Here is a 23,785-nt window from a genome sequence, read left to right as displayed (position 1 = left end):
TGTGGGAGAGTGTTTTGGGGGCGTTGCCGAACCCCCCGACCGACGACACTCCGTCCTCCGGGGCCCGTTCCAGTCCACGCTTGTTGGACACCAGCACTGGCCGCCGGCGGCCCAGCCCCGCGGGGCCGAGCACTTCGATGAGCTCCGCGGCGTCGCCGAGCTGGGGCACCCAGCGCTGCGGGACGAAGGACGTGACCTCCACGGTCTCCAGACCGGCGGCCACGAGGCGACGTATGAAGTCAGCCTTGACCTCGGTCGGCACCACCGAGGACTCGTTCTGCAGCCCGTCCCGGGGGCCCACCTCATAGATCGTGATCCGCTCCGGCATCCCGGCCCGCGGCTCCACCATCGGCAGCGACATACTGCATACCCTGCCATCCGCCATACCCTGAGTGTTCGCTGGCAACAGACTGTATGGAGCACCGACCGACGCGTGTTAGCGTCCCGGACTTCCGACATCGAGGGAGCAGCATGCCCAAGAACACCAAGAACGTGCTCGTCAGCCTGGCGGCAGCCGTCGCGCTGACCGGCCTTGCCGCGTGCGGGGGGTCCGACTCCTCGGGCGACGACGCCGCACAGACACAGACCAGCGACGCGGCCGCGGAGACCAGCGCGGGTCCCGGCGCACCGGGCGCGGCAGCTGCACCCGAGCCCGACCTCGCCGGCGTGCCCGAGGTCGTGGCGGACGTCAACGGGGAGGAGATCCCCCGCGAGGACTTCGTCAATGCCTACGAGGGCCAGTTCCAGCAGATGGCGGCCCAGTCCCAGGCCACCGGGCAGGAGGTCGACCAGGACCAGCTCAAGCAGCAGACCGTCGACAACATGGTGGGCAACGTGCTGCTGATCCAGGCCGCGGACAAGGCCAAGATCGACCCCAGCACCAAAGAGGTCGACGCCACCCTCGAAGAGCTGGCTGCGGGCAACGGCGTGGCCACGGTCGAGGAGTTCCTGACCGTGCTCGAGGAGCAGGGCTTCACCGAGGAAGAGGCCCGGGCCGCGGTGAGCGACCAGCTCAAGGTCGACCAGTTCATCACCCAGGAGGCGGCGATCAAGGAGCCGACCGAGCAGGAGCTGCGCGAGCTCTATGACTCCCTGGCCCAGCAGCAGGCCGGTGGCGGAGCCGAGTCCGGAGCGGAGTCCGGCGGCGGCTCCGGACTGCCGGCGTTCGAGGAGGTCAAGCCGCAGCTCACCCAGCAGCTGACTCAGCAGCAGGAGTCCGAGGCCATCGACGCCATCCTGGAGAAGCTGCGCGCCGACGCAGACATCACCGTCAACCTGTGATCCGTTCGCAGCGATCGATGACGCACCACGACTGATGCCCCGATCCGACGGACCGGGCAAACGTACATACGGTAGTGGGGTGATTCGCCCTACCCGCCTCAAGATGCTCGGCATCGCCATGCTCACGGCCACGGTGGTGGCGGCCTGCGGTGCCGACGACACGCCCGACAGCGCAGGCACCGTTGCATCCGCCCAGACCGGCTCGCCGGACGCTTCGGCCCAGGCGGGGGGCGGGTCTCCGGATGACGAAGCCGCCGTCACGACATACCCGCCGCCGGCAGCCACGTGCACGGCCTCGCGCGCGACCCGGCCGACGGCACGCTGTATGTCGGGACGCACGAAGGCTTGTTCTCCTACGCCACCGCGGAGCCCGAGCTGGTCAGCCCGGTGATGGACTTCATGGGCTTCGCCGTCGCCGGGCCCGGCGAGTTCGTGGCGTCGGGGCACCCCGGTCCGGACGTCGAGCTCGCCGAGCCGATGGGGCTGATCCGCTCAGTCGACGCCGGGCGGACCTGGGCGGAGGTCTCACGAGGCGGGGAGTCCGACTTCCACTCCCTCACGGCCAGTCCATCCGCGGTGATCGGCTATGACGGGGCGCTGCGGCGCACGCAGGACGGCACGACCTGGGATGAGGCAACCCTTCCCGAGCCGATCGCCGATGTCGCGCTGTCCCCCGACGGACAGGTCGCGCTGATCACGACGGAGAGCGGTCTGCAGCGCAGCCCCGACCAGGGGGACACGTGGGAGGTCGTGACCGATGCCCCGCTGATGGTCTACGCCGACTGGGCGGACCCCGACACCGTGGTCGGCCTCAGCGTGGACGGCCGGATCATGGTGAGCACGGACGGCGCGTCGACCTTCGAAGCCCGAGGTGAGGCGCCGGCGGCCGATGTCGTCGCCTTCTCCGCGAGCCTCGAGGGCGAGCAGCTCGAGGCCCTGCTCGCCACGCAGGACGAGGTCATCGTCATCCCGCTGTGAGCGGGAGAGGTCAGTAGCCGCGCAGCACCAGCGCGGTGGCCAACGCCGCGGTGGCAGCCTCGTGACCCTTGTCCTCCTGCGACCCCTCCAGGCCGGCCCGGTCAAGAGCCTGTTGCTCGTCGTCGCAGGTCAGCACCCCGAAACCGATCGGTATGCCGGTGCTCACCGTCACGTCGGTCAACCCTTGCGTGGCTGCCTGGCACACGTAGTCGAAGTGCGGGGTGCCGCCGCGGACCACCACGCCCAGGGCGACCAGCGCGTCATACCTCGCGTCGCGGGCCAGCCGCGCGCAGGCCACCGGCAGCTCGAAGCTGCCCGGCACCCGCACCCAGTCGACCAGGTCGACCCCGGCCTGCGCGAGCGCCCGGTCGGCTCCGGCACGCAGCCCCACCATCACCTCGTCATGCCACGACGCGGAGACCACGGCCACCCGCATCCCGGTGCCGTCGACCCGCACCTGGGGTGCGCCGCTGCCACTCATGAGCCCATCCTGTCCTCGATCTCGCGCCGATGCGCGACCACGTCGGCCACGGTCAGCACCGGCAGCCCGTGTTCCTTACCCAGCACCCGCACCGCCTCGCCGCGCAGCATCTCACCCTCGTCGTCGACCAGCTCGCCGATGGCCGCGACGGGGCTCAGCCCGGCCAGTCGGCACAGGTCGACGGCCGTCTCGGTGTGCCCGACGCGCTCCAGCACCCCGCCGGGCCGGGCCCGCAGCGGCACCAGGTGACCGGGGCGGATCAGGTCGGCCGCGGTGGTCCCCGGCGAACCCAGCAGCGCGACCGTGTGCGCGCGGTCGGTGGCGCTGATCCCGGTGCCGATCCCCGAGGCGGCGTCGACGGTGACTGTGTATGCCGTCCGCCGCGGGTCCTCGTTGAGCGCCACCATCGGCGGCAGCTCCAGCCGGTCGGCCCACTCATCGGGCATGGGGACACAGACGTAGCCCGAGCTGTGCCGGATCGTCCACCCCATCCACGCCGGCGTGATGGTCTGCGCGGCAAGGATCACATCACCCTCGTTCTCCCGGTCGAGGTCGTCCAGCACCAGCACAGGCCGTCCGTCGCGCAGCGCCTGCAGGGCGTCGGCGATCAGCTCAGACGTCATGGGCAGCTCAGACATCGCTGGCCCCCCTGCTCAGCAGCCGCTCGACGTACTTCGCGAGCACGTCGACCTCCACGTTGACCCGGTCGCCGACCGCTCGCCGGCCCAGCGTGGTCAGCTCCAGCGTGGTCGGGATCAGCGACACCGCGAACGTCTGGTCGCTCAGCGCCGACACGGTCAGCGAGACCCCGTCGAGGGTGATCGAGCCCTTGTGCACGACATACCGGGCGATGGAGCGCGGGAGGGCGAAGGTCACCGCCTCCCACCGGTCGCCCGGCTCGCGCGACACGACCTCGGTGGTGGTGTCGACGTGGCCCTGCACAACGTGCCCGCCGAACCGCCCGTCACTGCGCAGCGCGCGCTCCAGGTTGACCGGGGAGCCGAGGCGCAGGTCGCCGACCGCGGAGGCGCGCAGCGTCTCGGCCATCACGTCGGTGCTGAACTCGCCGTCGCCCCACGCGGTGAGCGTCAGGCAGACGCCGTTGACTGCGATCGAGTCGCCGTGACCGGCGTCGCCGGTGACCAGGGGCCCGCGGATGCGCAGCACGGAGGACTCGGCGTGCTCGGTGATGTCGACCACCTCGCCGAGCTCCTCCACTATTCCGGTGAACATCTCTACTCCTCTTCCTGCGCGCGGACGGGGTGTGCGGTGATCCGGACGTCGGGCCCGACCCGCGTCACGTCGTCGATGTGCAGCCGGGCGATGCCGGCCATGGTGGTGATGCCCAGGTCTGCGACCGCCCCGGGGCCGGTGCCGAGCAGGGCGGGCGCGAGGTAGGCCACGACCTCGTCGACCACCCCGGCCCGCCACCATGCCGCGGCCAGCGTGGGGCCGCCTTCGAGCAGCACCCGCCGGATGCACCGGGTATGCAGCTCGCTCAGCACGCTGCGCGGGTCCCGGTCGGTGAGGTGCACGGTGGGCGCGGCGTCGTCGCGCAGCTGGGCGGTGTCGCCCAGCTCGCGCTCCCCCACGACCACCCGCAGGGGCTGCTGGTCGCGCAACGTGCCGTCGGGGAGTCGAGCGGTCAGCGACGGGTCGTCGGCCAGGGCGGTGCCGGTGCCGACCACGATCGCGCCGCACCGGGCCCGCAGGTCGTGCACGTCCTCCCGCGCCTGCGACGAAGTGATCCAGGCGCTGCTGCCATCGGCGGCGGCGACCCGGCCGTCGAGCGTGGTGGCCGTCTTCCAGGTCACGAACGGCCGATCCTGCGCCACCGCGAAGGTCCAGTGCCGCAGCACCTCGGTCGCCTCCGGCATCGCCAGGTGCTGCACCTCGACGCCCTTCTCTGCCAGGAGTTGAGCGCCACCGGCGGCGCGCGGGTCGGGGTCAGCGACGGCATACACCAGCCGGGCGATGCCTGCATCGGTGAGCGCGGTGGTGCACGGCGGGGTCCGCCCGTGGTGGGCGCACGGCTCCAGGCTGACGTATGCCGTGCCGCCGGCGGCGAGGTCACCGGCCTGCCGGAGGGCGACGACCTCGGCGTGCGGACTGCCGGCACCGCGGTGATGACCCGCGCCTGCGACCTGTCCGTCGGCCGCGACGATCACGGCGCCGACCCTGGGGTTGGGGTCCACCTCGGGTCCGCGCAGCGCGCGGTCGACGGCCAGCCGAAGCATCGTGGTGTCGCGGTCGGCGACGCGACCACTTGTCGTGCGGGTGCCCCCCGGGCTGCCCACGGGGTGGTGCGGCTGGGCGCTCATCACCCTGACCTCATCGTGCTCATCGCCCTACTGCTCGCTCGTCGGTCGAGCTCCGGGGCGGACACCGATGGTCCGGCACGGTCACGAACGAGGGTGCTCCGACGACGCCACAGGCACCGCCGGTCACGTCAGCCGTGACCTGGACCCGCTGGTGCGGATCCCGCGCTGCCTACCATCCGGACTTTCACCGTCGGTCCTGGAGTTCCACCAGGTCAACCGGCCGCTGGATGCGGTCGGGTCGCGGACTGTCACCGCCGGTTCGGAGTTGCACCGACCCCGGAGCGCGTACTGCTGTGATCATGCTAGCCGACCGGGCGCACTGCGCGGGATCAGATACATCGCGCCGTGGACGGACACGGCGCAATGCATGCAATGCCGCGCAATGCTGTGCGGCTGTCTCGACCGGACTCGGCTGCCTCAGTCGCCCTTGACGTTCACGATCTGGGAGAGGGTATGGCGGATCACGACCAGGTCGGCAGCGTCGTCCAACACCACGTCGATCGGCTTGTAGGCGGCCGGTATCTCGTCCAGGAACCTCGCAGAGCCGGACCACTCGATCCCGCTCATCGCCTGGGCGAGCTCCGCCTGGGTGAACGTCCGCCGTGCCGAGGAGCGAGAGTGCTGCCGGCCCGCCCCGTGCGGAGCACTGCGCAACGACACGGCGTCGCCCTTGCCCTGCACGACATACGACCGCGTCCCCATCGATCCGGGGATGAGTCCCCACACGCCCTCGGCGGCATCAATCGCGCCCTTGCGCGACACCCAGACCTCGCGGCCCCAGTGCATCTCCTGCTCGGTGTAGTTGTGATGGCAGGACACCTCCTGCTCCCGCTGGATGGTCTCGCCGACGAACACGGAGACGGCATCCAGCACCCGGTCCATCATCTCGGCCCGGTTGAGCCGGGCAAACTGCTGAGCCCAGCGGAGCTGCCGGATGTAGGCCCAGAACTCCTGCGTGCCCTCGACCAGGTAGGCCAGGTCGGGGTCGGGCAGGTCGATCCACCACTGCCGGCACAGCCGCTGGGCGACCTCGATGTGCCGGGCGGCGATGCGGTTGCCGACACCGCGGGACCCGGAGTGCAGGAAGGTCCAGACCCGGTCCTGCTCGTCGACCGAGATCTCGATGAAGTGGTTGCCCGAGCCCAGCGAGCCTAGCTGCAGCCGCCAGTTTCCGACGATGTCATCGGGCTCGAACTCGGCCTGGTCCGCCAGCTCCTCCAGCGACTCCACCCATCTCGCGGCGGTCGCGGTGAGGGCAGTGTTGTAGACGCCGGCCGACAACGGCACGGCCCGCTCGACGGACTGGCGCAGCGAGCCGAGCGACCCGCTGGCACGGAGCCGGGCACCGGTGAACTGCGTGCGCACGGCGTCCATGCCGCAGCCGATGTCGACACCCACGGCCGCCGGGATGATCGCGCCCTGGGTGGGGATGACCGAGCCGACAGTCGCGCCCTTGCCCACGTGTGCGTCAGGCATCAGCGCGATGTGCGGAAAGACGAAGGGCAGCATTGAGGCCAGCGTGGCCTGCCGCTCTGTCTGGGGGTCCAGGATGGAGGCCCAGCTGATGAGCCGCTTCGTGAGCTTCCGTCTGGGCACGCCAGGACCTCCTTGCGATGCGGAGTGAGCGCTGACCCTACCGATCTTTGGTCGCTTCGACGATGGGTTATCGCGCGAGTGAGTACGTCGCCTCAGGGGCTACCACTGGCCCGGCCAATAGCATGGTACGTTCATGGTATGCAGACGACCATCGACAAGGCGGGGCGAGTCGTCATCCCGAAGGCTCTGCGCGATGAGATCGGCTTGTCCCCTGGCGCAGTGGAGATCAACGTCGTGGGAGCCGCCCTACAGGTGCAGCCGCTGACCACAGATCAGCTGGTCGAGCGCGACGGCTTCCTGATGCTGCCCGAAGGCGGCGACCCGCTGAGCACCGCCGATGTCCGCGCCCTGCGCCTTGCCGACCAACGCTGAGAACCTCGCGCTCGACACGAGCGCGGCCATCGCCTCGGTCACGAGTGACCATCCGGTGCAGGCCGGACTCATCGAACGCCTCCGGGGTGCACACCTCGGGCTGGCCGGTCACGCGCGATTCGAGACGTACTCGGTGCTCACCCGGATGCCTCCCCCACGCAGACTGAGCCCCGAGGCTGCAGCCCGGTTGATCCAGGTCAACTTCCCAGAGGTGCTGCCGTTCGACGGCAGGGGGACGGTTGCATTCCTCGATGCTCTGGTCGAGCGCTCGATCACCGGTGGTGCCGTCTACGACGCCCTGGTCGCCGCAGCAGCCCTGCATCACGACCGGACTCTCATCAGCACCGACCAGAGGGCCCAGGCGACCTACCGGGCCATGGGAGTCCGCTTCGAGCTCCTGCGCTGACCGTTGTGCGCTCCACCCTGCCCCGCGAATGGTCCGGGCGCGCGCGCAACGGTCGGCGGCCGGGAATGGCGGGGGCGACCGGTATCGTTGCCTGCCCGATGACCGGCTCACTGATCGTCCAGTCCGACAAGACCCTTCTGCTCGAGGTCGACCACCCCGACGCCGAGGCGGCCCGCCGTGCGGTGGCGCCGTTCGCCGAGCTGGAGCGGGCACCGGAGCACATCCACACCTACCGGGTGACCCCGCTGGGCCTGTGGAACGCACGCGCCGCGGGCCACGACGCCGAGCAGGTGGTCGATGCTCTCGTGTCGCACAGCCGCTACCCCGTGCCGCACGCGTTGCTGGTCGACGTCGCGGAGACGATGGCCCGCTACGGGCGGCTCACGCTGGACCGGCTCGAGCGCCCATCCGGCGACGACGCAGGTGCTGAGGGGGTGACCGCTGCGTCCATGCTGGTGCTGCGCACCACCGACCGCGCCGTGCTCGCCGAGGTGCTGCGGCACAAGCGGATCCGCCCCCTCGTCGGGGACCGCATCGACGCCGACACGGTCACCGTCCACCCCTCCGAGCGCGGCCACCTCAAGCAGGAGCTGCTCAAGGTCGGCTGGCCCGCCGAGGACCTGGCCGGGTATGTCGACGGCGAGAAGCACCCGATAGCCCTGGCGCAGGACGGCTGGTCACTGCGCCCCTACCAGGAGCAGGCGGTCGAGGGCTTCTGGCACGGCGGGTCCGGCGTCGTGGTGCTGCCCTGTGGCGCCGGCAAGACCCTGGTCGGCGCTGCCGCGATGGCCCGCTCGGGCACCACCACGCTGATCCTGGTCACCAACACCGTCGCGGCCCGGCAGTGGCGCGAGGAGCTGCTCGCCCGCACCTCACTCACCGAGGACGAGATCGGTGAGTACTCCGGGGCCCGCAAGCAGGTCCGCCCGGTGACCATTGCGACCTACCAGGTGCTCACGCTGAAACGCAAAGGCATCTATCCCCACCTGGACCTGCTCGACGCCCGCGACTGGGGGCTGATCGTCTACGACGAGGTGCACCTGCTGCCGGCCCCGATCTTCCGGATGACCGCCGACCTGCAGGCCCGCCGCCGGCTAGGGCTGACCGCGACCCTGGTGCGCGAGGACGGCCGGGAGTCCGACGTGTTCTCCCTGATCGGCCCCAAGCGCTTCGACGCGCCGTGGAAGGACATCGAGACCCAGGGCTACATCGCGCCCGCCGACTGTGTCGAGGTGCGGGTCAGCCTGCCCGACGCCGTCCGGATGGCGTATGCCGTGGCCGAGCCCGACGAGCGCTACCGGTCCGCCTCCTGCGCCGCAGCCAAGACGGCGGTCGTCGAGCAGCTCGTCCAGACCCATCGAGGGCAGCCGACCCTGGTGATCGGTCAGTACCTGGATCAGCTGGCGCAGCTGTCCGACAAGCTGGGGGCTCCGCTGATCACCGGCGAGACCAGCGTCACCGAGCGGCAGGAGCTGTTCGGGGCGTTCCGCGAAGGCGAGATCGACCTGCTCGTGGTCAGCAAGGTGGCCAACTTCTCCATCGACCTGCCCGAGGCCTCGGTGGCAATCCAGGTGTCGGGCACGTTCGGCTCCCGGCAGGAGGAGGCCCAGCGCCTCGGCCGGGTGCTGCGTCCCAAGGGTGATGGCCGGACCGCGCACTTCTACACCGTCGTGTCCCGCGACACCGTCGACGCCGAGTTCGCCGCGCACCGCCAGCGCTTCCTCGCCGAGCAGGGCTACGCCTACCGCATCGTCGACGCCGACGACCTCGACCAGCTGGATGTGACACCGGCCGGCGGGTGAGGTAGACAGACCCGGTGACTTCTGCACGCGACACCGTCCTGCTCGACGTCGACGGCACCTTGGCCGACACGACATACCACCACGCCCTGGCCTGGTCCCGGGCCTTCGCCAAGCACGATCTCGCACCCCCGTTGTGGCACATCCACCGGTGCATCGGGATGGGCGGCGACAAGCTGGTGCCGATGGTGGCCGGTCAGGGGGTGGAGGACGACCTCGGCGACACGCTGCGCGAGCAGTGGGCGCAGGAGTACGAGCAGATGCTGCCGGAGATCCACCTGCTGCAGGGGGCGCGCGACTTCGTGCTGGCGCTGCACGAGCGGGGCCTGAAGGTCGCGCTGGCCTCCTCAGGCAAGAAGCCGTTCACCGACCACGTCATCGAGCTGCTCGACCTTCCCGAGGGGGTCCTGGGCACGGTCACCACCTCCGAGGACGCGCAGGAGTCCAAGCCGCAGCCCAGCATCCTGCAGGTGGCCCTGGACGGGGTCTCCGGCACCGGCGCGGTGCTGGTCGGAGACACGCCGTATGACGTGGCCTCGGCCGCCCGGATGGGTGCGCCGTGCGTGGTGGTCCGCTCCGGCGGCTACGGAGTCCAGGAGCTGGAGCAGTCCGGCGCGGTGCTCGTGGTCAACGGCCCGGAGGACCTCATTGACGCCGACTGGGACGACCTGGTGCGCCGTGAGCCGCCGGAGGGCGCCGAGGATCCGGACCCCCCGCTGCCGCACTGACGTCTCCGGCTCACCGGATCCTCGACAGGACCGACGCCCTCGATCAGCGGACATTCAGGAAATTCCCAGTCAAGGGTGGACACTGGGAGTATGAACGCATCACCAGAGGCCACCCTGCTGGTCGTGGAGGACGAGCCCAACATCCGCGACCTGCTCGCCACCAGCCTGAAGTTCGCCGGCTTCTCCGTGCACACCGCGCCCGACGGTGCGACGGCGCTGCGCCTGGCCGACGAGCACGACCCGGACCTGGCAGTGCTCGACGTGATGCTCCCCGACATGGACGGCTTCACGGTGACCCGACGCCTGCGCGAGCGGGGGCGCGAGCTGCCGGTGGTCTTCCTGACCGCCCGGGACTCCTTGGACGACAAGGTCAAGGGGCTGACCGTCGGCGGCGACGACTACGTCACCAAGCCGTTCAGCCTCGAGGAGGTCGTGGCCCGCATTCGCGCCGTGCTGCGCCGCACCCACGAGGTGGAGCCCGAGGAGGACACCGTGATGCGGGTGGCCGACCTGGAGCTCGACGAGGACAGCCACGAGGTCCGCCGGGCCGGTCAGGTGATCGACGTCTCCCCCACCGAGTTCAAGCTGTTGCGCTACCTGATGCTCAACCCCGGCCGGGTGCTGTCCAAGACCCAGATCCTGGACCACGTCTGGGACTACGACTTCCGCGGCGAGATGGGCATCGTCGAGTCCTACATCTCCTACCTGCGGCGCAAGATCGACACCGTGGGCGAGCCGCTGATCCACACCAAGCGCGGCGTCGGCTACGTCTTGCGCGCCCCCCGCGGCGCAGGACCGCACAACCCGTAGGATCGATCGGATGAGCCGGATCCGTGCTCTGAAGAGGTCGGCATACCGCCATCTGCACGCCCTGTCGTTGACCAAGCGGCTGGTGGCCGTGGTCGTCCTGATGGTCCTGGTGGCCTACCTGATCACCACGAGCGTGACCACGATGCTGTTGCGCGGCTACCTCACCGACCGGGTCGACGCCGAGCTGCAGCAGTACCTCCCGGCGATCAGCGACGCCGCCGTCACCAGCCTGACGGAGAACAGCGTCCAACGTCCCAACGTCCCGCGACAGAACTACTTCGTGGTGATCACCCTCCGGGACGCCGAGACGACCGCGATCCCGTTGGCCACACCCATGATCGGGGAGGACCGCCCTGCGTTGGGTCCGATCGGCTGGGATGATCGGCGGCTGGGTGACGGCGCCTTCACCGTCACCTCCGACCAGGGATCTTCGTGGCGGGTGCTGGCCCAACGACTCTCCACGGGGGACGGGACGATCGCCATTGCGCTGCCCCTGGCCCCCGTGGACAACACCGTCAACCAGCTGTGGGTGCTCACCTCTGTCGTGGGACTGGTGACGCTGGCCGCGGTGGCGCTGCTCGGGTGGCTGGCCGTGCGCCGGGCCTTCCGGCCGCTGTCCCGGATCGAGGACACCGCCGCCGGCATCGCTGCCGGCGACCTGACCCGGCGCGTACCCGACCCGGGCGCCGACGACGAGGTGGCCTCGCTGTCGCACTCGCTCAACGCCATGCTCGCCCGCATCGAGCAGGGCTTCGCGGTGCGTGAGGCCTCCGAGCGGCGGATGCGCCAGTTCGTCGCCGACGCGAGCCACGAGCTGCGCACCCCGCTCGCGACGGTCCGGGGGTATGCCGAGCTCTACCGTGCCGGGGCGGTCACCGACCCCAAGGACGTGGCCGGGGCGATGACCCGCATCGAGAACGAAGCCACCCGGATGACCCGCCTGGTGGAGGACCTGCTCCTGCTCACCCGCTGGGACACCGCGCCGGGACTCGAGCACGAGCCGGTCGACCTCACCGTCCTGGTCGCCGACGTGGTGCAGGACGCCCGGGTGCGGGCCCCGGACCGCTCGGTCCGGATGCAACCACTGCCGGGCGGCAGCGGCGGCCCGCTCACCGTGGGGGACGACGGCGCACTGCGGCAGGTGCTGACCAACCTCGTGGCCAACGCCGTCGCGCACACCCCCGACGGCACGCCCATCGAGGTGTGTGTCGGCGTCCAGGCGGCACAGTGCGTCGTCGAGGTGCGCGACCACGGAGCCGGGATCGACCCGGGCACCGCCGAGCGGGTGTTCGAGCGGTTCTACCGCGCCGACGCCTCCCGCAGCCGCGAGCGCGGCGGCACCGGCCTCGGTCTGGCCATCGTCGCCACCATCGTGGCCCGCCACGGCGGCACGGTGCGGCACCAGCCGACCCCTGGCGGCGGCGCGACCTTCCGGTTGGAGCTGCCGGTGCGCAGCCGCGCCTCCTCGGGCCTCAAGGCCCCGGCACCGGTGGGCTTCTCGCCCCGCTGACCCCGTCCAGCAGACTCACAGCCCTCCCCCAGGCCCGCCCGAGGACGATGGTGTCTCCTAAGAGGGTGCCCGTGATCCACGGCATACCGCTGCACCGCCCCAGGAGGCATCCATGGCACCCCGCGCCAGCACCCGACACACCCGGCTGGCCGACATCACGGCCGTCGGTCTGCTCGCCGCCCTGCTCGCCTCCGGGGGCACGTATGCCGTGACCACGGCGGCGCAGGACCCGGGCCCGACCGTGGTGGAGCCGGGTGGGCAGGCCGGCTCCACGCCGGCCGAGCCCGCCTCCTTCACCTCCAGCGAAGAGTGGAGCAGCGTCGCCGACCGGGTCGGCCCAAGCGTGGTGTCCATCGAGGTGGCCTCGTCCCAGGGTGCCGGGGCCGGCTCCGGGGTGGTCTGGGACAGCGACGGGCACATCGTCACCAACGCGCACGTCGTGCAGGGCGCCCAGGAGGTGCGGGTCACGCTGGCGGACGGTCGCTCGTATGCCGCACAGGTCACCGGGTCCGACCCGGCCACCGACCTGGCAGTGCTGAGCCTCGACGACGGTCCGGGCGACCTCAGCCCGATCGAGCACGGTGCCGTCGACGACCTGGCCGTGGCCGCCCCGGTCATGGCGATCGGCAACCCGCTGGGCCTGTCCGGCACCGTCACCACCGGCATCATCAGCGCGCTGGACCGCCCGGTGAGCACGCAGTCCACCGAACAGGGCGCCCAGGGCGCACCCACGGCAGTGGTCACCAACGCCATCCAGACCAGCGCCGCGATCAACCCCGGCAACTCCGGCGGTGCCCTCGTCGACGCCTCCGGGCGGCTGATCGGCATCAACTCGGCCATCGCCTCGCTGTCCACCGGTCCCACCGGCCAGGGCGGGAGCATCGGCATCGGCTTCGCCATCCCGATGAGCTCGGTCGACAACATCGTCGGGCAGCTGATCCAGACCGGCTCCGCGGAGCACGCGTTCCTCGGCGTCGGTCTGCAGGACGACGAGGCCACCGTCGACGGCGCCACGCTGACCGGGGCTGCGGTGACGCAGGTCGAGGGTGGCTCACCGGCCGCGGGTGCGGGCATGCAGGACGGCGACCTGATCGTCGACATCGACGGCGAGCGGGTCCCCAGCGCCGAGGCCCTGGTCGGTCAGGTGCGTGAGCGCGGGATCGGCGACGAGGTCACCGTCGGGGTCGTCCGTGGGGGCGAGCGCCAAGAGTTCACCGTCACGTTGGACACCCGCCCCGACGAGGGCTGAGCAATCGAGGGGTGCGGTAGGATCGCGGGCCCCCCACGACATACCCGCTCCCGAGGTGCGCCCTCATGTCGATCGACCCTGCTCACGAGCTGATGGCCGAGCAGGCCTACCTCACCCACGCCCGCGCCGAGCTGGCTCGGATGCGCGAGCACACCCTGTCGCTCGAGGCCCGCGGCGGTGACCAGATCGCCGAGGAGCACCTCGCCGGGTTGCTACGGCTCCGGGCCGCCGCGCTGAGCGACGACCGGTCCACGAGCCTGTTCTTCGGGCGGCTGGACATGGCGACGCGCGACGGCGAGGGCGACGGGCCGACCCGGTGGTATGTCGGGCGTCGGCATGTCTCCGAGGGCGCCGGAGACCCGGTGGTCGTGGACTGGCGGGCCCAGGTGTCCACCGCGTTCTACCGCGCCTCCCCGGCCGCGCCGATGGGGGTCCGGCTGCGCCGACGGTTCGGTGTCGAGGGCGGTGAGCTCACGGCATACGAGGACGAGCACCTCACCGCTCCCCAGGCCGGCGACGCGACCGGGCACAGCAAAATTCTGGCCACCGAGATTGAGCGCCCGCGCTCCGGACCGATGCGCGACATCGTGGCCACCATCCAGCCGGAGCAGGACGAGATCGTGCGCTCCGAGGTGAGCCGGACGGTCTGCGTGCAGGGCGCGCCGGGCACCGGCAAGACGGCGGTCGGGCTGCACCGGGCGGCGTGGCTGCTCTACGCCTACCGCGAGCGGCTCGCCCGTAGCGGAGTGCTGGTCATCGGGCCCAGCCGCACATTCCTGGAACACGTCGGCGCGGTGCTGCCCTCCCTCGGCGAGGTCAGCGTGCGACACACCACGATCGATGAGCTGACCGCAGCGGTGCAGGTGCGCGCTCAGGACCCGCCCACGGTGGCGGTGCTCAAGGGCGACGCGCGGATGGCCCAGGTGCTGCGCCGCGCCGTCTGGGCGGGCGTGGGTGCGGTGACCGAGCCGCTGGTGCTGCCGAGGGGGTCGCGGACCTGGCGGGTCCCGGCCTACGAGGTGACCGAGATCGTGGAGGAGCTGTGCGCCCGCTCGGTGCGGTATGCCGCGGCACAGGCGATGCTGCCGCGGCGGCTCGCCCACGCGGTGCTGCTGCGGATGGAGCGCAGCGGCGACAGCCCGGACGACCGGGTGCAGGACGCGATCGCCCGCAGCGCCCCGGTGCGGGCCCACGCCAAGAACATCTGGCCCCCCGTCGACCCGCCCCGCGTGCTGTGCGGGCTGTGGTCGTCGCCGCAGACCTTGGCGGCCGCGGCCGGCGACCTGCTCAGCGAGGACGAGCAGCGGGCGCTGATATGGCAGCGGACACCCAGGAGTCCCGGCAGCGCCCGGTGGACGCCCGCCGATGCCGTGCTGCTCGACGAGCTGACCGACCTGGTCCAGCGCACCCCGAGCCTGGGCCACATCGTGCTGGACGAGGCGCAGGACCTGTCGCCCATGCAGCTGCGTGCGGTCGGTCGCCGGGCCTCGACCGGGTCGATGACCGTGCTCGGCGACATCGCCCAGGGCACGACGCCGTGGTCGACGACCTCGTGGGAGGAGTCGCTGACCCACCTGGGTGCCGTGGACGCGCACCTGGAAGCGCTGGACCGCGGCTTCCGGGTGCCGAGAGCCGTGCTCGACTACGCCGCCCGGCTGCTGCCGACGATCGCGCCGGCACTGAGCGTGCCCCGGTCGGTGCGCGACGACCCGGGGCGCCTCGATGTGCACGCGGTGCCCGAGGCGATCACGGCGGTGGCACCGGAGATCACGAGGGTGTCGGTGCACCCCGGGACGATCGGGGTGATCGTGGCGGAGCGTGACGTCCCCGCCGTGACCGCGGCACTCCAGGCGAGCGACACGGCATACCTGCGGCTGGGTGACACCCACGACGAGGAGCTGCCCGGCTCCCCGCCTCGGGTCCAGGTGGTGCCCGCCACGCTGGCCAAGGGGCTGGAGTTCGACCAGGTCATCGTGGTCGAACCGGCCGCCATCGTCGCCGCCGAGCCGGACGAGCGCACCGGGCTGCGCCGGCTGTATGTCGTGCTGACCCGCGCCGTCTCCGGGCTCACCGTGCTGCACGCCGAGCCGTTGCCCGAACCGCTCCGGGCGGACCCGTCCCACCGGTGACCCGGGGGAGCCCGAGCCGGGATGCTGCGTTCTGCGGCCCGGCGACACTCCCTGACCTGCCCGAAGTGGCATCTGCGGCCTGAGATGGAGATGATCAGGGTGCGGGCGCAGTTGGCCCCGCCGACCGAACGTCATCCACGAGGAGATGCACATGCACCCCACGCACATTCCGCTGCGCCTGGCCACCGGCGCGTTCATCCTCAACTCCGGCCTGGGCAAGCTCGGCGCCGACGAGGAGACCGCGCAGACCCTGCACGGCACGGCCTCCACCGCCTACCCCTTCCTGGAGGACATGAAGCCCAAGGACTTCGCCGAGCTGCTGGCCTACGGCGAGATCGCCCTGGGCACGGCACTGCTGGCCCCCATGGTCCCCTCCACCGTCGCCGGCACCGGGCTGGCCGCGTTCGGCGGGGCACTGTTCGGGATGTACCTCAAGCTGCCCGGCATGACCATGGACGACGGCATCCGACCGACCCAGGACGGTCTGGCCTTCGCCAAGGACATCTGGATGGTCGGTGCCGGGATCACCTTGGCGACCCAGGGCGCACTCGGAGCTGCGAAGTCCACGGCCAGGAGCGTCAGCTCCTCCGCCAGGGGCCTGGCCTCCGACATCGGCCAGAGCACCCGGGACGCGCTGCCCTTCGGCTGAGCGCCGGTCACGCCATCCCCCCACGGCCGCGCAGCCCGCCCTCAGGTGCGGCTGCGCGGCCGTTCAGCCAGGTGCCGTAGCCTCGAAGGACCCCGTTCGGCAAGGAGCACCGATGCAGCGCACCCGCCTGCGACCCGGCACGACCCGCGTCGCCCTGGTGGCCTGGGGAGCCCAGGCGGTGCTGGCTGTGCTGTGGCTGCTGAGCAGCATCATCGACAACGGCAGCTGGTGGGTGTGGCCGTTCGGCATCGTCTGGGCGCTGTTCGGGCTCGGGGCCGCCTACCGCGCCCACCGGCAGGCCGTCGTGGTCGACGAGGAGGGGATGGAGCTGCGCACCGGCCTCTCGCACACCGCCACCATCCCCTGGGGCCTGGTCCACGACGTCAGCGCGCAGCCCCCGGGCGAGTTCGTCTCCCGGCTGGCTGTGGTGCTCAACGACACGCGAGTGGTGCAGACCCCGCTGGGCAAGGGCGACGACCGACTCCGTGAGCTGTGGCTGAGCCGGCGCGCAGCCTGACCGAGCGCTGGGGGGTCGACCTGGCCGTCCTGACGCCCGAGGCGGGTCCGGACCTGTGGGGTGCCGAGCTCGATCTGCTGGTCGCCGGGTGGAGCACCCCGCATCGCCGATATCACACGCTGGAGCATCTCAGCGAGATGGTGCGAGCCCTCGACGACCTGGTGACCGCGGGTGACCTGAGCGTGGATGACGCCCGGATCGCGCGGCTCGCGGCGTGGTACCACGACCTGGCCTACGACCCGCGGGCCGCCGCGGGCAGCAACGAGCACCGCAGCGCGACCCTGGCTCGAGACCACCTGCACCGCCTCGGCGTCGACGACGACGTGGTCGACGCCGTCGAGGCGCTGGTGCTGATGACGGTCGAGCACGACGCCGACATCGAGGCCTCACCCGCCCGGCAGGGCGTGCTGGACGCCTTCCACGACGCCGACCTGTGGATCCTGTCCGCCCCGCGCGCACGCTACGAGCAGTATGCCGAGCAGGTGCGCCAGGAGTACGCGCACGTGCCGGACACCGCCTTCGCCCACGCGCGCGCGGCGATCCTGCGGAGCCTGATGCAACGGCCCTGGCTCTATCGCTGTCCGCACGCCATCGGGAGTTGGGAGGCGCGGGCCAGGGCCAACGTGTCCCGGGAGCTGGCAGCGCTGGCCATGCTCTCCTCGGCACAGGTCAGCGAGTGAGCGAGCCGAGGAAGTGCTCGACCAGTGACCACCACGGTTGGTCACCACACCGGACCTTGGCCTCCTCCCAGGTGACCCACTGCGCTTCCACCACGTCGTCGTCCCCGTCCTGCGCGCAGACCGGCGGCCGCTGCGCGACGTGCGCGGCGAAGACGGCGATGTGGTTGTCCCCCTCGTCCCAGGGCGGGACCTGCTGACCCGGCGCGATGGTGATCCGCTCGTAGCCGACAGGGATCAGGGCGGCCTGGTCGAGCCGCAGACCGGTCTCCTCGGCGATCTCCCGGACAGCGGCGACCCGCACACTCTCGCCCTCCTCGCGCTTGCCGCCCGGCGGCGCCCAGCCGGGCCGGGTCAGGTTGCGTACCAGGACGATGTGGCCGCCGTCGGTGATCAGCACGACCGACGCGCCCGACCGCGCGGGGGGCTCCAACGGGGAGGCGATCACGTCGAGGCGGTGCGGCCCGCCCACGGCGACCAGCGCGTCGGCATACCGGCCCAGCGGTCGCTCACCCTTGCGTTTGCGGAACCGCAGACCGCTGTCCCGCAGCCGGCGAGCCAGGTCGGTGCCGTGGGTGAGCACAGCGCCTGCGGCGACCACGTCGGTATGCCGCTCGGCGGGGACGTCGTAATGGTCCCCCTCGAACGAGCGGCGGGGGATGCCGGCACGGTCGGCGAAGGCGTGCAGCTCGGTCAGTGAGGTGTCGCTGATGACGTGCGACCAGAGCCGTCCGTGCGCCGGCCAGGTCGGCACGTCGATCCAGATGGCCACAGGGGTGAGCGTAGCGGCCGGCACCGACCGCGGGGTGGTCATGGAGGGTTGTGGACAACTTCTGCGGGCTGGGCGTCCGGCGCCCTAGCGTCGGGGCACGGGTTGGCCGTCCGGCCACTGCCCACAGGACGACACCGGGAGGCCCCATGAGCACCACATTCAGCGTCGACACCGCGCGCATCGCAGCAGCGTCGGGTGACATCCAGCGCATCGCCGGCTCGATCGAGAGCGAGGTGCGCGCGATGATGGCCAAGCTCAACGCCCTGCAGGACTGCTGGCACGGGTCCGCGGCCGGCAGCTTCGCCGCGGTGACCCAGGACTGGAGCGCCACCCAGGAGCGGGTGCGCGTCTCGCTGCAGCAGATCTCGACGACCCTCAAGACGGCGGGTGACGACTACGAGCTGGTGGAGCAGACCAACCGGATGCGTTTCACCCCGCAGTGACCCGGCCCCCTGCGCAGCGCAGCCCACAGCGGGGCGGCCTCCCCGGAGGGAGACCGCCCCGCTGAGCGTTCGGCAGGCGTGCGGACCGGATCTAGAAGTCCATGCCGCCCATGCCACCCATGCCGCCGTCGCCACCGCCGGGCATGGCCGGTGCCTTCTCCGGCTTGTCGGCGATGACCGCCTCGGTGGTCAAGAACAGTGCAGCGATGGACGCGGCGTTCTGCAGCGCCGAGCGGGTCACCTTGACCGGGTCGGCGACACCGAAGCCGAGCATGTCGCCGTACTCGCCGGTGGCCGCGTTGAGGCCGTGTCCGGGGGTGAGGTGGCGCACCTTCTCGGCCACGACGCCGCCCTCCAGACCGCCGTTGATCGCGATCTGCTTCAGCGGCGCCTCGACGGCCACCTTGACGATGTTGGCTCCGGTGGCCTCGTCGCCGGTCAGGTTGAGACCGTCGAAGGCCGACGCGGCCTGGATGAGCGCCACACCGCCACCGGCGACGATGCCCTCCTCGACGGCCGCCTTGGCGTTGCGCACGGCGTCCTCGATGCGGTGCTTGCGCTCCTTGAGCTCGACCTCGGTCGCGGCGCCGGCCTTGATGACAGCGACGCCACCGGCCAGCTTGGCCAGCCGCTCCTGCAGCTTCTCCTTGTCGTAGTCGGAGTCGCTGTTCTCGATCTCCTTGCGGATCTGGGAGACCCGGCCGGCGATCTGGTCGGCGTCGCCGGCACCCTCGACGATGGTCGTCTCGTCCTTGGTGACGACCACCTTGCGGGCCTTGCCCAGCAGGTCCAGGTCCGCGGTGTCGAGCTTGAGCCCGACCTCCTCGGAGATGACCTGACCACCGGTCAGGATGGCGATGTCGCCGAGCATGGCCTTGCGGCGGTCACCGAAGCCGGGAGCCTTGACGGCCACGGACTTGAAGTTGCCGCGGATCTTGTTGACCACCAGGGTCGCCAGGGCCTCGCCCTCGACGTCCTCGGAGATGATCATCAGCGGCTTGCCGGACTGCATGACCTTCTCCAGCACCGGGAGCATGTCCTTGATCGCGCCGATCTTGGAGTTGACGATGAGCACGTAGGCGTCCTCCAGGACGGTCTCCATGCGGTCGGTGTCGGTGACGAAGTAGGGCGAGATGTAGCCCTTGTCGAACCGCATACCCTCGGTGAGCTCCAGCTCCAGGCCGAAGGTGTTGGACTCCTCGACGGTGATGACACCTTCGTTGCCGACCTTGTCCATGGCCTCGGCGATCATCTCGCCGATCTCGGTGTCGGCCGCGGAGATGGACGCGCTCTGCGCGATCTGCTCCTTGGTCTCCACGTCCTTGGCCATGCCCAGCAGCTCGGTGGTGACCGCATCGACGGCCTTCTCGATGCCGCGCTTGAGCGACATCGGGTTGGCGCCGGCGGCGACGTTGCGCAGACCCTCGCGCACCATGGCCTGGGCCAGCACGGTGGCCGTCGTCGTGCCGTCACCGGCGACGTCGTCGGTCTTCTTGGCGACCTCCTTGACCAGCTCGGCGCCGATCTTCTCGTAGGGGTCCTCCAGCTCGATCTCCTTGGCGATGCTCACACCGTCGTTGGTGATGGTGGGCGCACCCCATTTCTTCTCCAGGACGACGTTGCGGCCTCGGGGGCCGAGGGTCACCTTGACGGCATCGGCGAGGGTGTTCATACCCCTCTCCAAGCCGCGGCGCGCCTCCTCGTCGAATGCAATGATCTTGGCCATTCGGGTGGTTCCTCCCACACGCTGAACGGGGTGGCGACCGTCCTGTCGCCCGCGACGGACGAACCCGCTCCACCGGGGCTCACGTCGCCCCGGGCAGTGGGCCCTCAACAGGCCGGTCGATGGTCCTATCTGTCACTCTCATGCCGAGAGTGCTAGACCAATGATTAGCACTCGACCCCTGCGAGTGCAAATGCCGGTCGCCTCGACCCGCCGCCGCTCAGCTCGCTGCCTCCAGCACCCGCATCGCGGCGTCGCGCACGGTGGCCTCCTGCAGACCCAACCCCCGGCACTCGGCCGCTAGGGCGTCGAGGTCGCGCACGCCGCGTCGGCGGGCCTCCTCCAGGGTGCGCGCCAGCCGCTCCAGCATCTCCGCCTGGGTCAGCACGAAGTCGGCGTCCACCACCTCGCCATGACCGGGGACCGCGATCTGCGCCCCGTGCACCTGGGGCCGGTCCATCAGCGACCCGAGGGTCTGCGCCCATTCCAGCGGGAAGGCGTCCTCCATGGCCGGGTCGGCGCCCTGCTCCACCAGATCACCCCAGAAGACGACCCCGGCGTCCGGCACCGCGACCGCAAGGTCGTGGTCGGTGTGCGCCCGACCGCCGTAGAGCAGGTGGACCGTGCGGCCACCGAGATCGATCTCGGTGTCGGAGTCGATGAGATAGAAGGGCACCACGATCTCGGTCTGCTGGGTCTGCTCGGCGAGCTCGGGACGCCCGGTGAGCAGCAGGTGTGCCATCACCTGCTCCCGCTGGTGCTCCGCCGTGGCGCGCAGGTCGTCGGCGGCGCCCGCGTGGGCGTAGATCTGGGAGTCCCTGAACGCCGCGTTGCCGAAACAGTGGTCGTAGTGGGCGTGCGTGTTGACCACGACCGGCTCCAAGTGCGTGACCTCACGCACCGCTGCGGCGAGCTCCTCCCCGCGCGCCATCGTGCTGCGGGTGTCGACGACCAGTGCGCGGCGGTCCCCCACCACCAGACCGCAATTGAGCTCCAGCTCGGGATGACGACGGACGAATACCCCAGCAGCCACCTCCTGCCACGTCACCTTGGACATAGTCCGACTGTATGTCGTGCGTACTGCACACAGTCACCCCACCGCGAGCGGGACCGCTACAAGTCGCCGGTTCGATCGTTCTGTGCGAGTGTGTTCCGCGGCGTCAAGTCCACGCTCAAAGGAGAGTTCATGTCGCAGTTCCCGCACCGGATCCTGTTTGCCGCGGACGGCTCAGTGGAGTCCGATCTAGCGCTTCACCATACGGTCGACCTGCTGGGGCACACCTCAGCAGAGCTGCACGTCGTGCACGTCGGGCTCGTGTCGGCGTGGACCAATCCGGACGCCATGAACAGGGACCAGCGTGAGCGCCTCCGGGCGGCCAGCCAGGTCGTGCTTGACGAGCAGGTGGCGAAGTTCGAGGCAGCGCAGATGACCCCCACCCAGAGCTATCTGAGGATGGGCCGGGCGACCGATGAGATCCTGCGGCTGCGTGACGAGATCGGGGCCGACCTGATCGTGCTGGGCAGCCGGGGGCTCAACGCCTTCAAGCGCGTCCTGCTGGGCAATGACGCCGAGGGCGTGGTGCGACACGCGCCCTGCCCGGTTCTCGTGGTGAGGAAGGACAAGTGATGATGACACTCCCCATGCAGACGCGCGAGATCCCGGACTTCGAGGTCGGCGCACTCGACCTGACGGTGATCCTCGTCTATCTGGTCGCCAGCCGGATCATCCCGCTGGTCGCCGGGTCCCGAGCCAAGAAGAAGGCGCACGCCGCGGCCAAGGAGTCCGGCAAGGAGACCAGCGAGACCGAGGACTACTTCCTCGGCGGGCGCAACTTCATCTGGCCCTTCGTCGGCCTGTCGCTGGTGGCCACCAACATGTCGGGTGCGACCTTCGTGGGTCTGGCCGGCGGCGCCTACAACCAGGGCATCTCGATCTTCGCCTACGAGTGGATGACCCCCGTCATCCTGGCCGTGTTCATCTTCTTCATCCTGCCGTTCTACCTGCGCTCCGGGGTGTTCACGCTCCCGGAGTTCCTCGAGAAGCGCTTCGACCGCCGGTCCCGGATGGCGTTCGCCGCCTTCAACCTCTTCGCCAACATGTTCATCGACATGGCCGCAGCGCTGTTCGCGGGCGCCGTGGTGATCCGCACCCTCTACCCCGAGGTCCCGATCATCGTCGCCGTGGCCGCCCTGGCCATTTTGGCGGCGATCTACACGGTCGTGGGCGGTCTGGGTGCGGTGATGATCTCCGACAGCATCCAGGCGACGGTCACCATCATCGGTGGTCTCATCGTCTTCATCGCCACCTGGCGCGCGATCCCCTCGTGGGACGCGCTCTACGAGACCGCCGGCGACGAGAAGATGAGTCTGATCCTGCCTGCGGACAACGACGCGCTGCCGTGGCCTGGGCTCCTCACGGGTGTGCTCATCATCGGGTTGTACTACTGGACGACCAACCAGCTCGTGGTGCAGCGGACCCTGGGCGCCAAGAGCCTGGATCACGGACGCTGGGGCGCACTGCTGGCCGGCTTCATCAAGCTGACCTTCCTGTTCCTGTTCATCATGCCGGGCGTCATGGCGCTCACCCTCTACGAGGAGCTGGAGAACCCCGACACGGTGTTCCCGACGCTGGTCTTCGACCTGGTGCCGGTGGGTGTGCGCGGAATCATCCTGGCCGCCGTCATTGCGGCCATCACCTCGACCGTGGACTCGATCCTGAACTCGGCCTCCACCATCGTCACGATGGACTTTGTCAAGACATACCGGCCCGACACCAGTGATCGTAGCCTCGTCCTCGTCGGGCGGGTCTCCACCGTCGTGGCCCTGGTCGTGGCCATCGTCTGGGCGCCGTTCATCGCCCAGTTCGACACCCTCTACAACTACCTGCAGTCGGTGCTGTCGTTCCTGGTGCCGCCGGTGGTGGCCGTGTTCCTCCTGGGCATCGCCTGGAAGCGGGTCAACGGTCTGGCCGCATTCCTCACCCTGGTGATCATCCAGCCGCTGGGCCTGGTGGCGTTCGTCTTCACTCAGGTGCTGCCGGAGGAGCCGACCATCCAGTTCCTGTATGCCGCAGGGATCGGCTTCGCGGTCTCGGTCGCGATGCTCGTCATCGTCAGCATCGTGGGCAAGACCCCGGACTTGGAGAAGACCGACGAGCTGACCTGGAAGAACGAGTACTGGCACGAGGAGACCGTGGCCCTGAAGGACACCCCGGTGCTGGTCAACTACCGGCTGCTGACCATCCTGATGTTGGTGCTGACGGCTGTGCTGGTGGTCTGGTTCGCCTGACCCTCGGGCAGGCACGCCTTCACCGAGCCTGACAGCAGCGGCCGGCACCCCTGGGG

General features: G+C 70.4%; 24 protein-coding genes, 1 pseudogene and 1 riboswitch. Of the genes and pseudogenes, 16 read left to right on the top strand and 9 right to left on the bottom strand.

Annotated elements, in window-relative coordinates:
* Positions 1 to 385: pseudogene (locus ACR2FV_RS12620) on the bottom strand (hydroxymethylglutaryl-CoA lyase); the annotation flags it as partial.
* Positions 386 to 471: 86 nt separating this feature from the next.
* On the opposite strand from ACR2FV_RS12620, the gene ACR2FV_RS12615 reads away from it, so the two are divergent.
* Positions 472 to 1,281, top strand: coding sequence for a SurA N-terminal domain-containing protein (locus tag ACR2FV_RS12615; RefSeq protein WP_434016044.1), 810 nt, complete (start codon positions 472 to 474; stop codon positions 1,279 to 1,281).
* A gap of 285 nt (positions 1,282 to 1,566) precedes the next feature.
* On the top strand, positions 1,567 to 2,259 hold the full coding sequence (locus tag ACR2FV_RS12610; RefSeq protein ID WP_434016043.1) for a F510_1955 family glycosylhydrolase: 693 nt from the start codon (positions 1,567 to 1,569) through the stop codon (positions 2,257 to 2,259).
* A gap of 10 nt (positions 2,260 to 2,269) precedes the next feature.
* Here ACR2FV_RS12610 and ribH read toward each other — a convergent pair whose 3' ends face one another.
* The 5 genes from ribH to ACR2FV_RS12585 all read right to left on the bottom strand — a co-directional run bounded on the left by ribH (position 2,270) and on the right by ACR2FV_RS12585 (position 6,657).
* Complete coding sequence (gene ribH, locus ACR2FV_RS12605; RefSeq protein WP_434016042.1) at positions 2,270 to 2,740, bottom strand: 6,7-dimethyl-8-ribityllumazine synthase; 471 nt, start codon at positions 2,738 to 2,740, stop codon at positions 2,270 to 2,272.
* Entirely contained in the window at positions 2,737 to 3,378 is a 642-nt protein-coding gene (gene ribB, locus ACR2FV_RS12600) for a 3,4-dihydroxy-2-butanone-4-phosphate synthase (RefSeq protein ID WP_434016041.1), read from the bottom strand. Before ribB ends, ribH begins: the two co-directional genes overlap by 4 nt.
* The gene (locus ACR2FV_RS12595) at positions 3,371 to 3,973 is read right to left on the bottom strand and encodes a riboflavin synthase (protein ID WP_434016040.1); all 603 of its coding nucleotides are present in this window, start codon (positions 3,971 to 3,973) and stop codon (positions 3,371 to 3,373) included. Before ACR2FV_RS12595 ends, ribB begins: the two co-directional genes overlap by 8 nt.
* 2 nt (positions 3,974 to 3,975) lie before the next feature.
* Positions 3,976 to 5,061, bottom strand: coding sequence for a bifunctional diaminohydroxyphosphoribosylaminopyrimidine deaminase/5-amino-6-(5-phosphoribosylamino)uracil reductase RibD (ribD, locus tag ACR2FV_RS12590; protein WP_434016039.1), 1,086 nt, complete (start codon positions 5,059 to 5,061; stop codon positions 3,976 to 3,978).
* A gap of 159 nt (positions 5,062 to 5,220) precedes the next feature.
* A riboswitch (FMN riboswitch) is annotated at positions 5,221 to 5,349 on the bottom strand.
* 129 nt (positions 5,350 to 5,478) lie between these two features.
* Positions 5,479 to 6,657, bottom strand: a complete 1,179-nt coding sequence (locus tag ACR2FV_RS12585) for an RtcB family protein (protein ID WP_434016038.1) — start codon at positions 6,655 to 6,657, stop codon at positions 5,479 to 5,481.
* 138 nt (positions 6,658 to 6,795) lie between these two features.
* Between ACR2FV_RS12585 and ACR2FV_RS12580 the strand changes: the two genes are divergently transcribed.
* From ACR2FV_RS12580 to ACR2FV_RS12530, 11 genes are all read left to right on the top strand, one after another.
* Positions 6,796 to 7,029, top strand: a complete 234-nt coding sequence (locus tag ACR2FV_RS12580) for an AbrB/MazE/SpoVT family DNA-binding domain-containing protein (protein ID WP_434016037.1) — start codon at positions 6,796 to 6,798, stop codon at positions 7,027 to 7,029.
* Complete coding sequence (locus ACR2FV_RS12575) at positions 6,995 to 7,435, top strand: PIN domain-containing protein (RefSeq protein WP_434016036.1); 441 nt, start codon at positions 6,995 to 6,997, stop codon at positions 7,433 to 7,435. Before ACR2FV_RS12580 ends, ACR2FV_RS12575 begins: the two co-directional genes overlap by 35 nt.
* Positions 7,436 to 7,533: 98 nt before the next feature.
* The gene (locus tag ACR2FV_RS12570; RefSeq protein ID WP_434016035.1) at positions 7,534 to 9,237 is read left to right on the top strand and encodes a DNA repair helicase XPB; all 1,704 of its coding nucleotides are present in this window, start codon (positions 7,534 to 7,536) and stop codon (positions 9,235 to 9,237) included.
* 14 nt (positions 9,238 to 9,251) lie between these two features.
* The gene (locus ACR2FV_RS12565) at positions 9,252 to 9,962 is read left to right on the top strand and encodes an HAD family hydrolase (RefSeq protein WP_434016034.1); all 711 of its coding nucleotides are present in this window, start codon (positions 9,252 to 9,254) and stop codon (positions 9,960 to 9,962) included.
* A gap of 90 nt (positions 9,963 to 10,052) precedes the next feature.
* Positions 10,053 to 10,772 (top strand): response regulator transcription factor, encoded by a 720-nt coding sequence (locus tag ACR2FV_RS12560; protein ID WP_434016033.1) that lies wholly within the window; start codon positions 10,053 to 10,055, stop codon positions 10,770 to 10,772.
* A gap of 10 nt (positions 10,773 to 10,782) precedes the next feature.
* Positions 10,783 to 12,282 carry a sensor histidine kinase gene (locus tag ACR2FV_RS12555; RefSeq protein WP_434016032.1) on the top strand — a complete coding sequence of 500 codons (1,500 nt, stop codon included), beginning with the start codon at positions 10,783 to 10,785 and terminating at the stop codon, positions 12,280 to 12,282.
* Positions 12,283 to 12,394: 112 nt separating this feature from the next.
* Positions 12,395 to 13,531, top strand: coding sequence for a S1C family serine protease (locus tag ACR2FV_RS12550; RefSeq protein ID WP_434016031.1), 1,137 nt, complete (start codon positions 12,395 to 12,397; stop codon positions 13,529 to 13,531).
* Positions 13,532 to 13,596: 65 nt separating this feature from the next.
* A complete protein-coding gene (locus tag ACR2FV_RS12545) occupies positions 13,597 to 15,660 on the top strand; it encodes a HelD family protein (RefSeq protein ID WP_434016030.1) in 2,064 nt (687 codons plus the stop codon).
* A gap of 151 nt (positions 15,661 to 15,811) precedes the next feature.
* Positions 15,812 to 16,309, top strand: coding sequence for a hypothetical protein (locus ACR2FV_RS12540; RefSeq protein WP_434016029.1), 498 nt, complete (start codon positions 15,812 to 15,814; stop codon positions 16,307 to 16,309).
* 112 nt (positions 16,310 to 16,421) lie between these two features.
* Entirely contained in the window at positions 16,422 to 16,826 is a 405-nt protein-coding gene (locus ACR2FV_RS12535) for a hypothetical protein (RefSeq protein WP_434016028.1), read from the top strand.
* Positions 16,802 to 17,506, top strand: coding sequence for an HD domain-containing protein (locus ACR2FV_RS12530; protein WP_434016027.1), 705 nt, complete (start codon positions 16,802 to 16,804; stop codon positions 17,504 to 17,506). The genes ACR2FV_RS12535 and ACR2FV_RS12530 overlap by 25 nt, the downstream gene beginning before the upstream one ends.
* Here the strand turns inward: ACR2FV_RS12530 and ACR2FV_RS12525 are convergent.
* The gene (locus ACR2FV_RS12525) at positions 17,496 to 18,275 is read right to left on the bottom strand and encodes a DUF4031 domain-containing protein (protein WP_434016026.1); all 780 of its coding nucleotides are present in this window, start codon (positions 18,273 to 18,275) and stop codon (positions 17,496 to 17,498) included. The genes ACR2FV_RS12530 and ACR2FV_RS12525 overlap by 11 nt on opposite strands.
* A gap of 146 nt (positions 18,276 to 18,421) precedes the next feature.
* On the opposite strand from ACR2FV_RS12525, the gene ACR2FV_RS12520 reads away from it, so the two are divergent.
* Positions 18,422 to 18,718 (top strand): WXG100 family type VII secretion target, encoded by a 297-nt coding sequence (locus ACR2FV_RS12520; RefSeq protein ID WP_434016025.1) that lies wholly within the window; start codon positions 18,422 to 18,424, stop codon positions 18,716 to 18,718.
* 91 nt (positions 18,719 to 18,809) lie between these two features.
* Here the strand turns inward: ACR2FV_RS12520 and groL are convergent, their stop codons facing one another.
* A complete protein-coding gene (groL, locus tag ACR2FV_RS12515; protein WP_434016024.1) occupies positions 18,810 to 20,444 on the bottom strand; it encodes a chaperonin GroEL in 1,635 nt (544 codons plus the stop codon).
* 217 nt (positions 20,445 to 20,661) lie between these two features.
* Positions 20,662 to 21,498 carry an MBL fold metallo-hydrolase gene (locus ACR2FV_RS12510; protein ID WP_434016023.1) on the bottom strand — a complete coding sequence of 279 codons (837 nt, stop codon included), beginning with the start codon at positions 21,496 to 21,498 and terminating at the stop codon, positions 20,662 to 20,664.
* A 129-nt stretch (positions 21,499 to 21,627) separates the two neighbouring features.
* Between ACR2FV_RS12510 and ACR2FV_RS12505 the strand changes: the two genes are divergently transcribed.
* Together ACR2FV_RS12505 and ACR2FV_RS12500 are read left to right on the top strand one after the other, a co-directional pair.
* A complete protein-coding gene (locus ACR2FV_RS12505; RefSeq protein ID WP_434016022.1) occupies positions 21,628 to 22,068 on the top strand; it encodes a universal stress protein in 441 nt (146 codons plus the stop codon).
* Positions 22,068 to 23,729 (top strand): sodium:solute symporter family transporter, encoded by a 1,662-nt coding sequence (locus tag ACR2FV_RS12500; RefSeq protein WP_434016021.1) that lies wholly within the window; start codon positions 22,068 to 22,070, stop codon positions 23,727 to 23,729. The genes ACR2FV_RS12505 and ACR2FV_RS12500 overlap by 1 nt, the downstream gene beginning before the upstream one ends.
* Positions 23,730 to 23,785: the final 56 nt, after the last annotated feature.

The sequence above is a fragment of the Ornithinimicrobium sp. genome (assembly GCF_051004135.1).
Classification (GTDB): Bacteria; Actinomycetota; Actinomycetes; order Actinomycetales; family Dermatophilaceae; genus Ornithinicoccus.
Note: the sequence above shows the minus strand (reverse complement) of the source record. Positions and strands in the feature narration are given on the sequence as shown.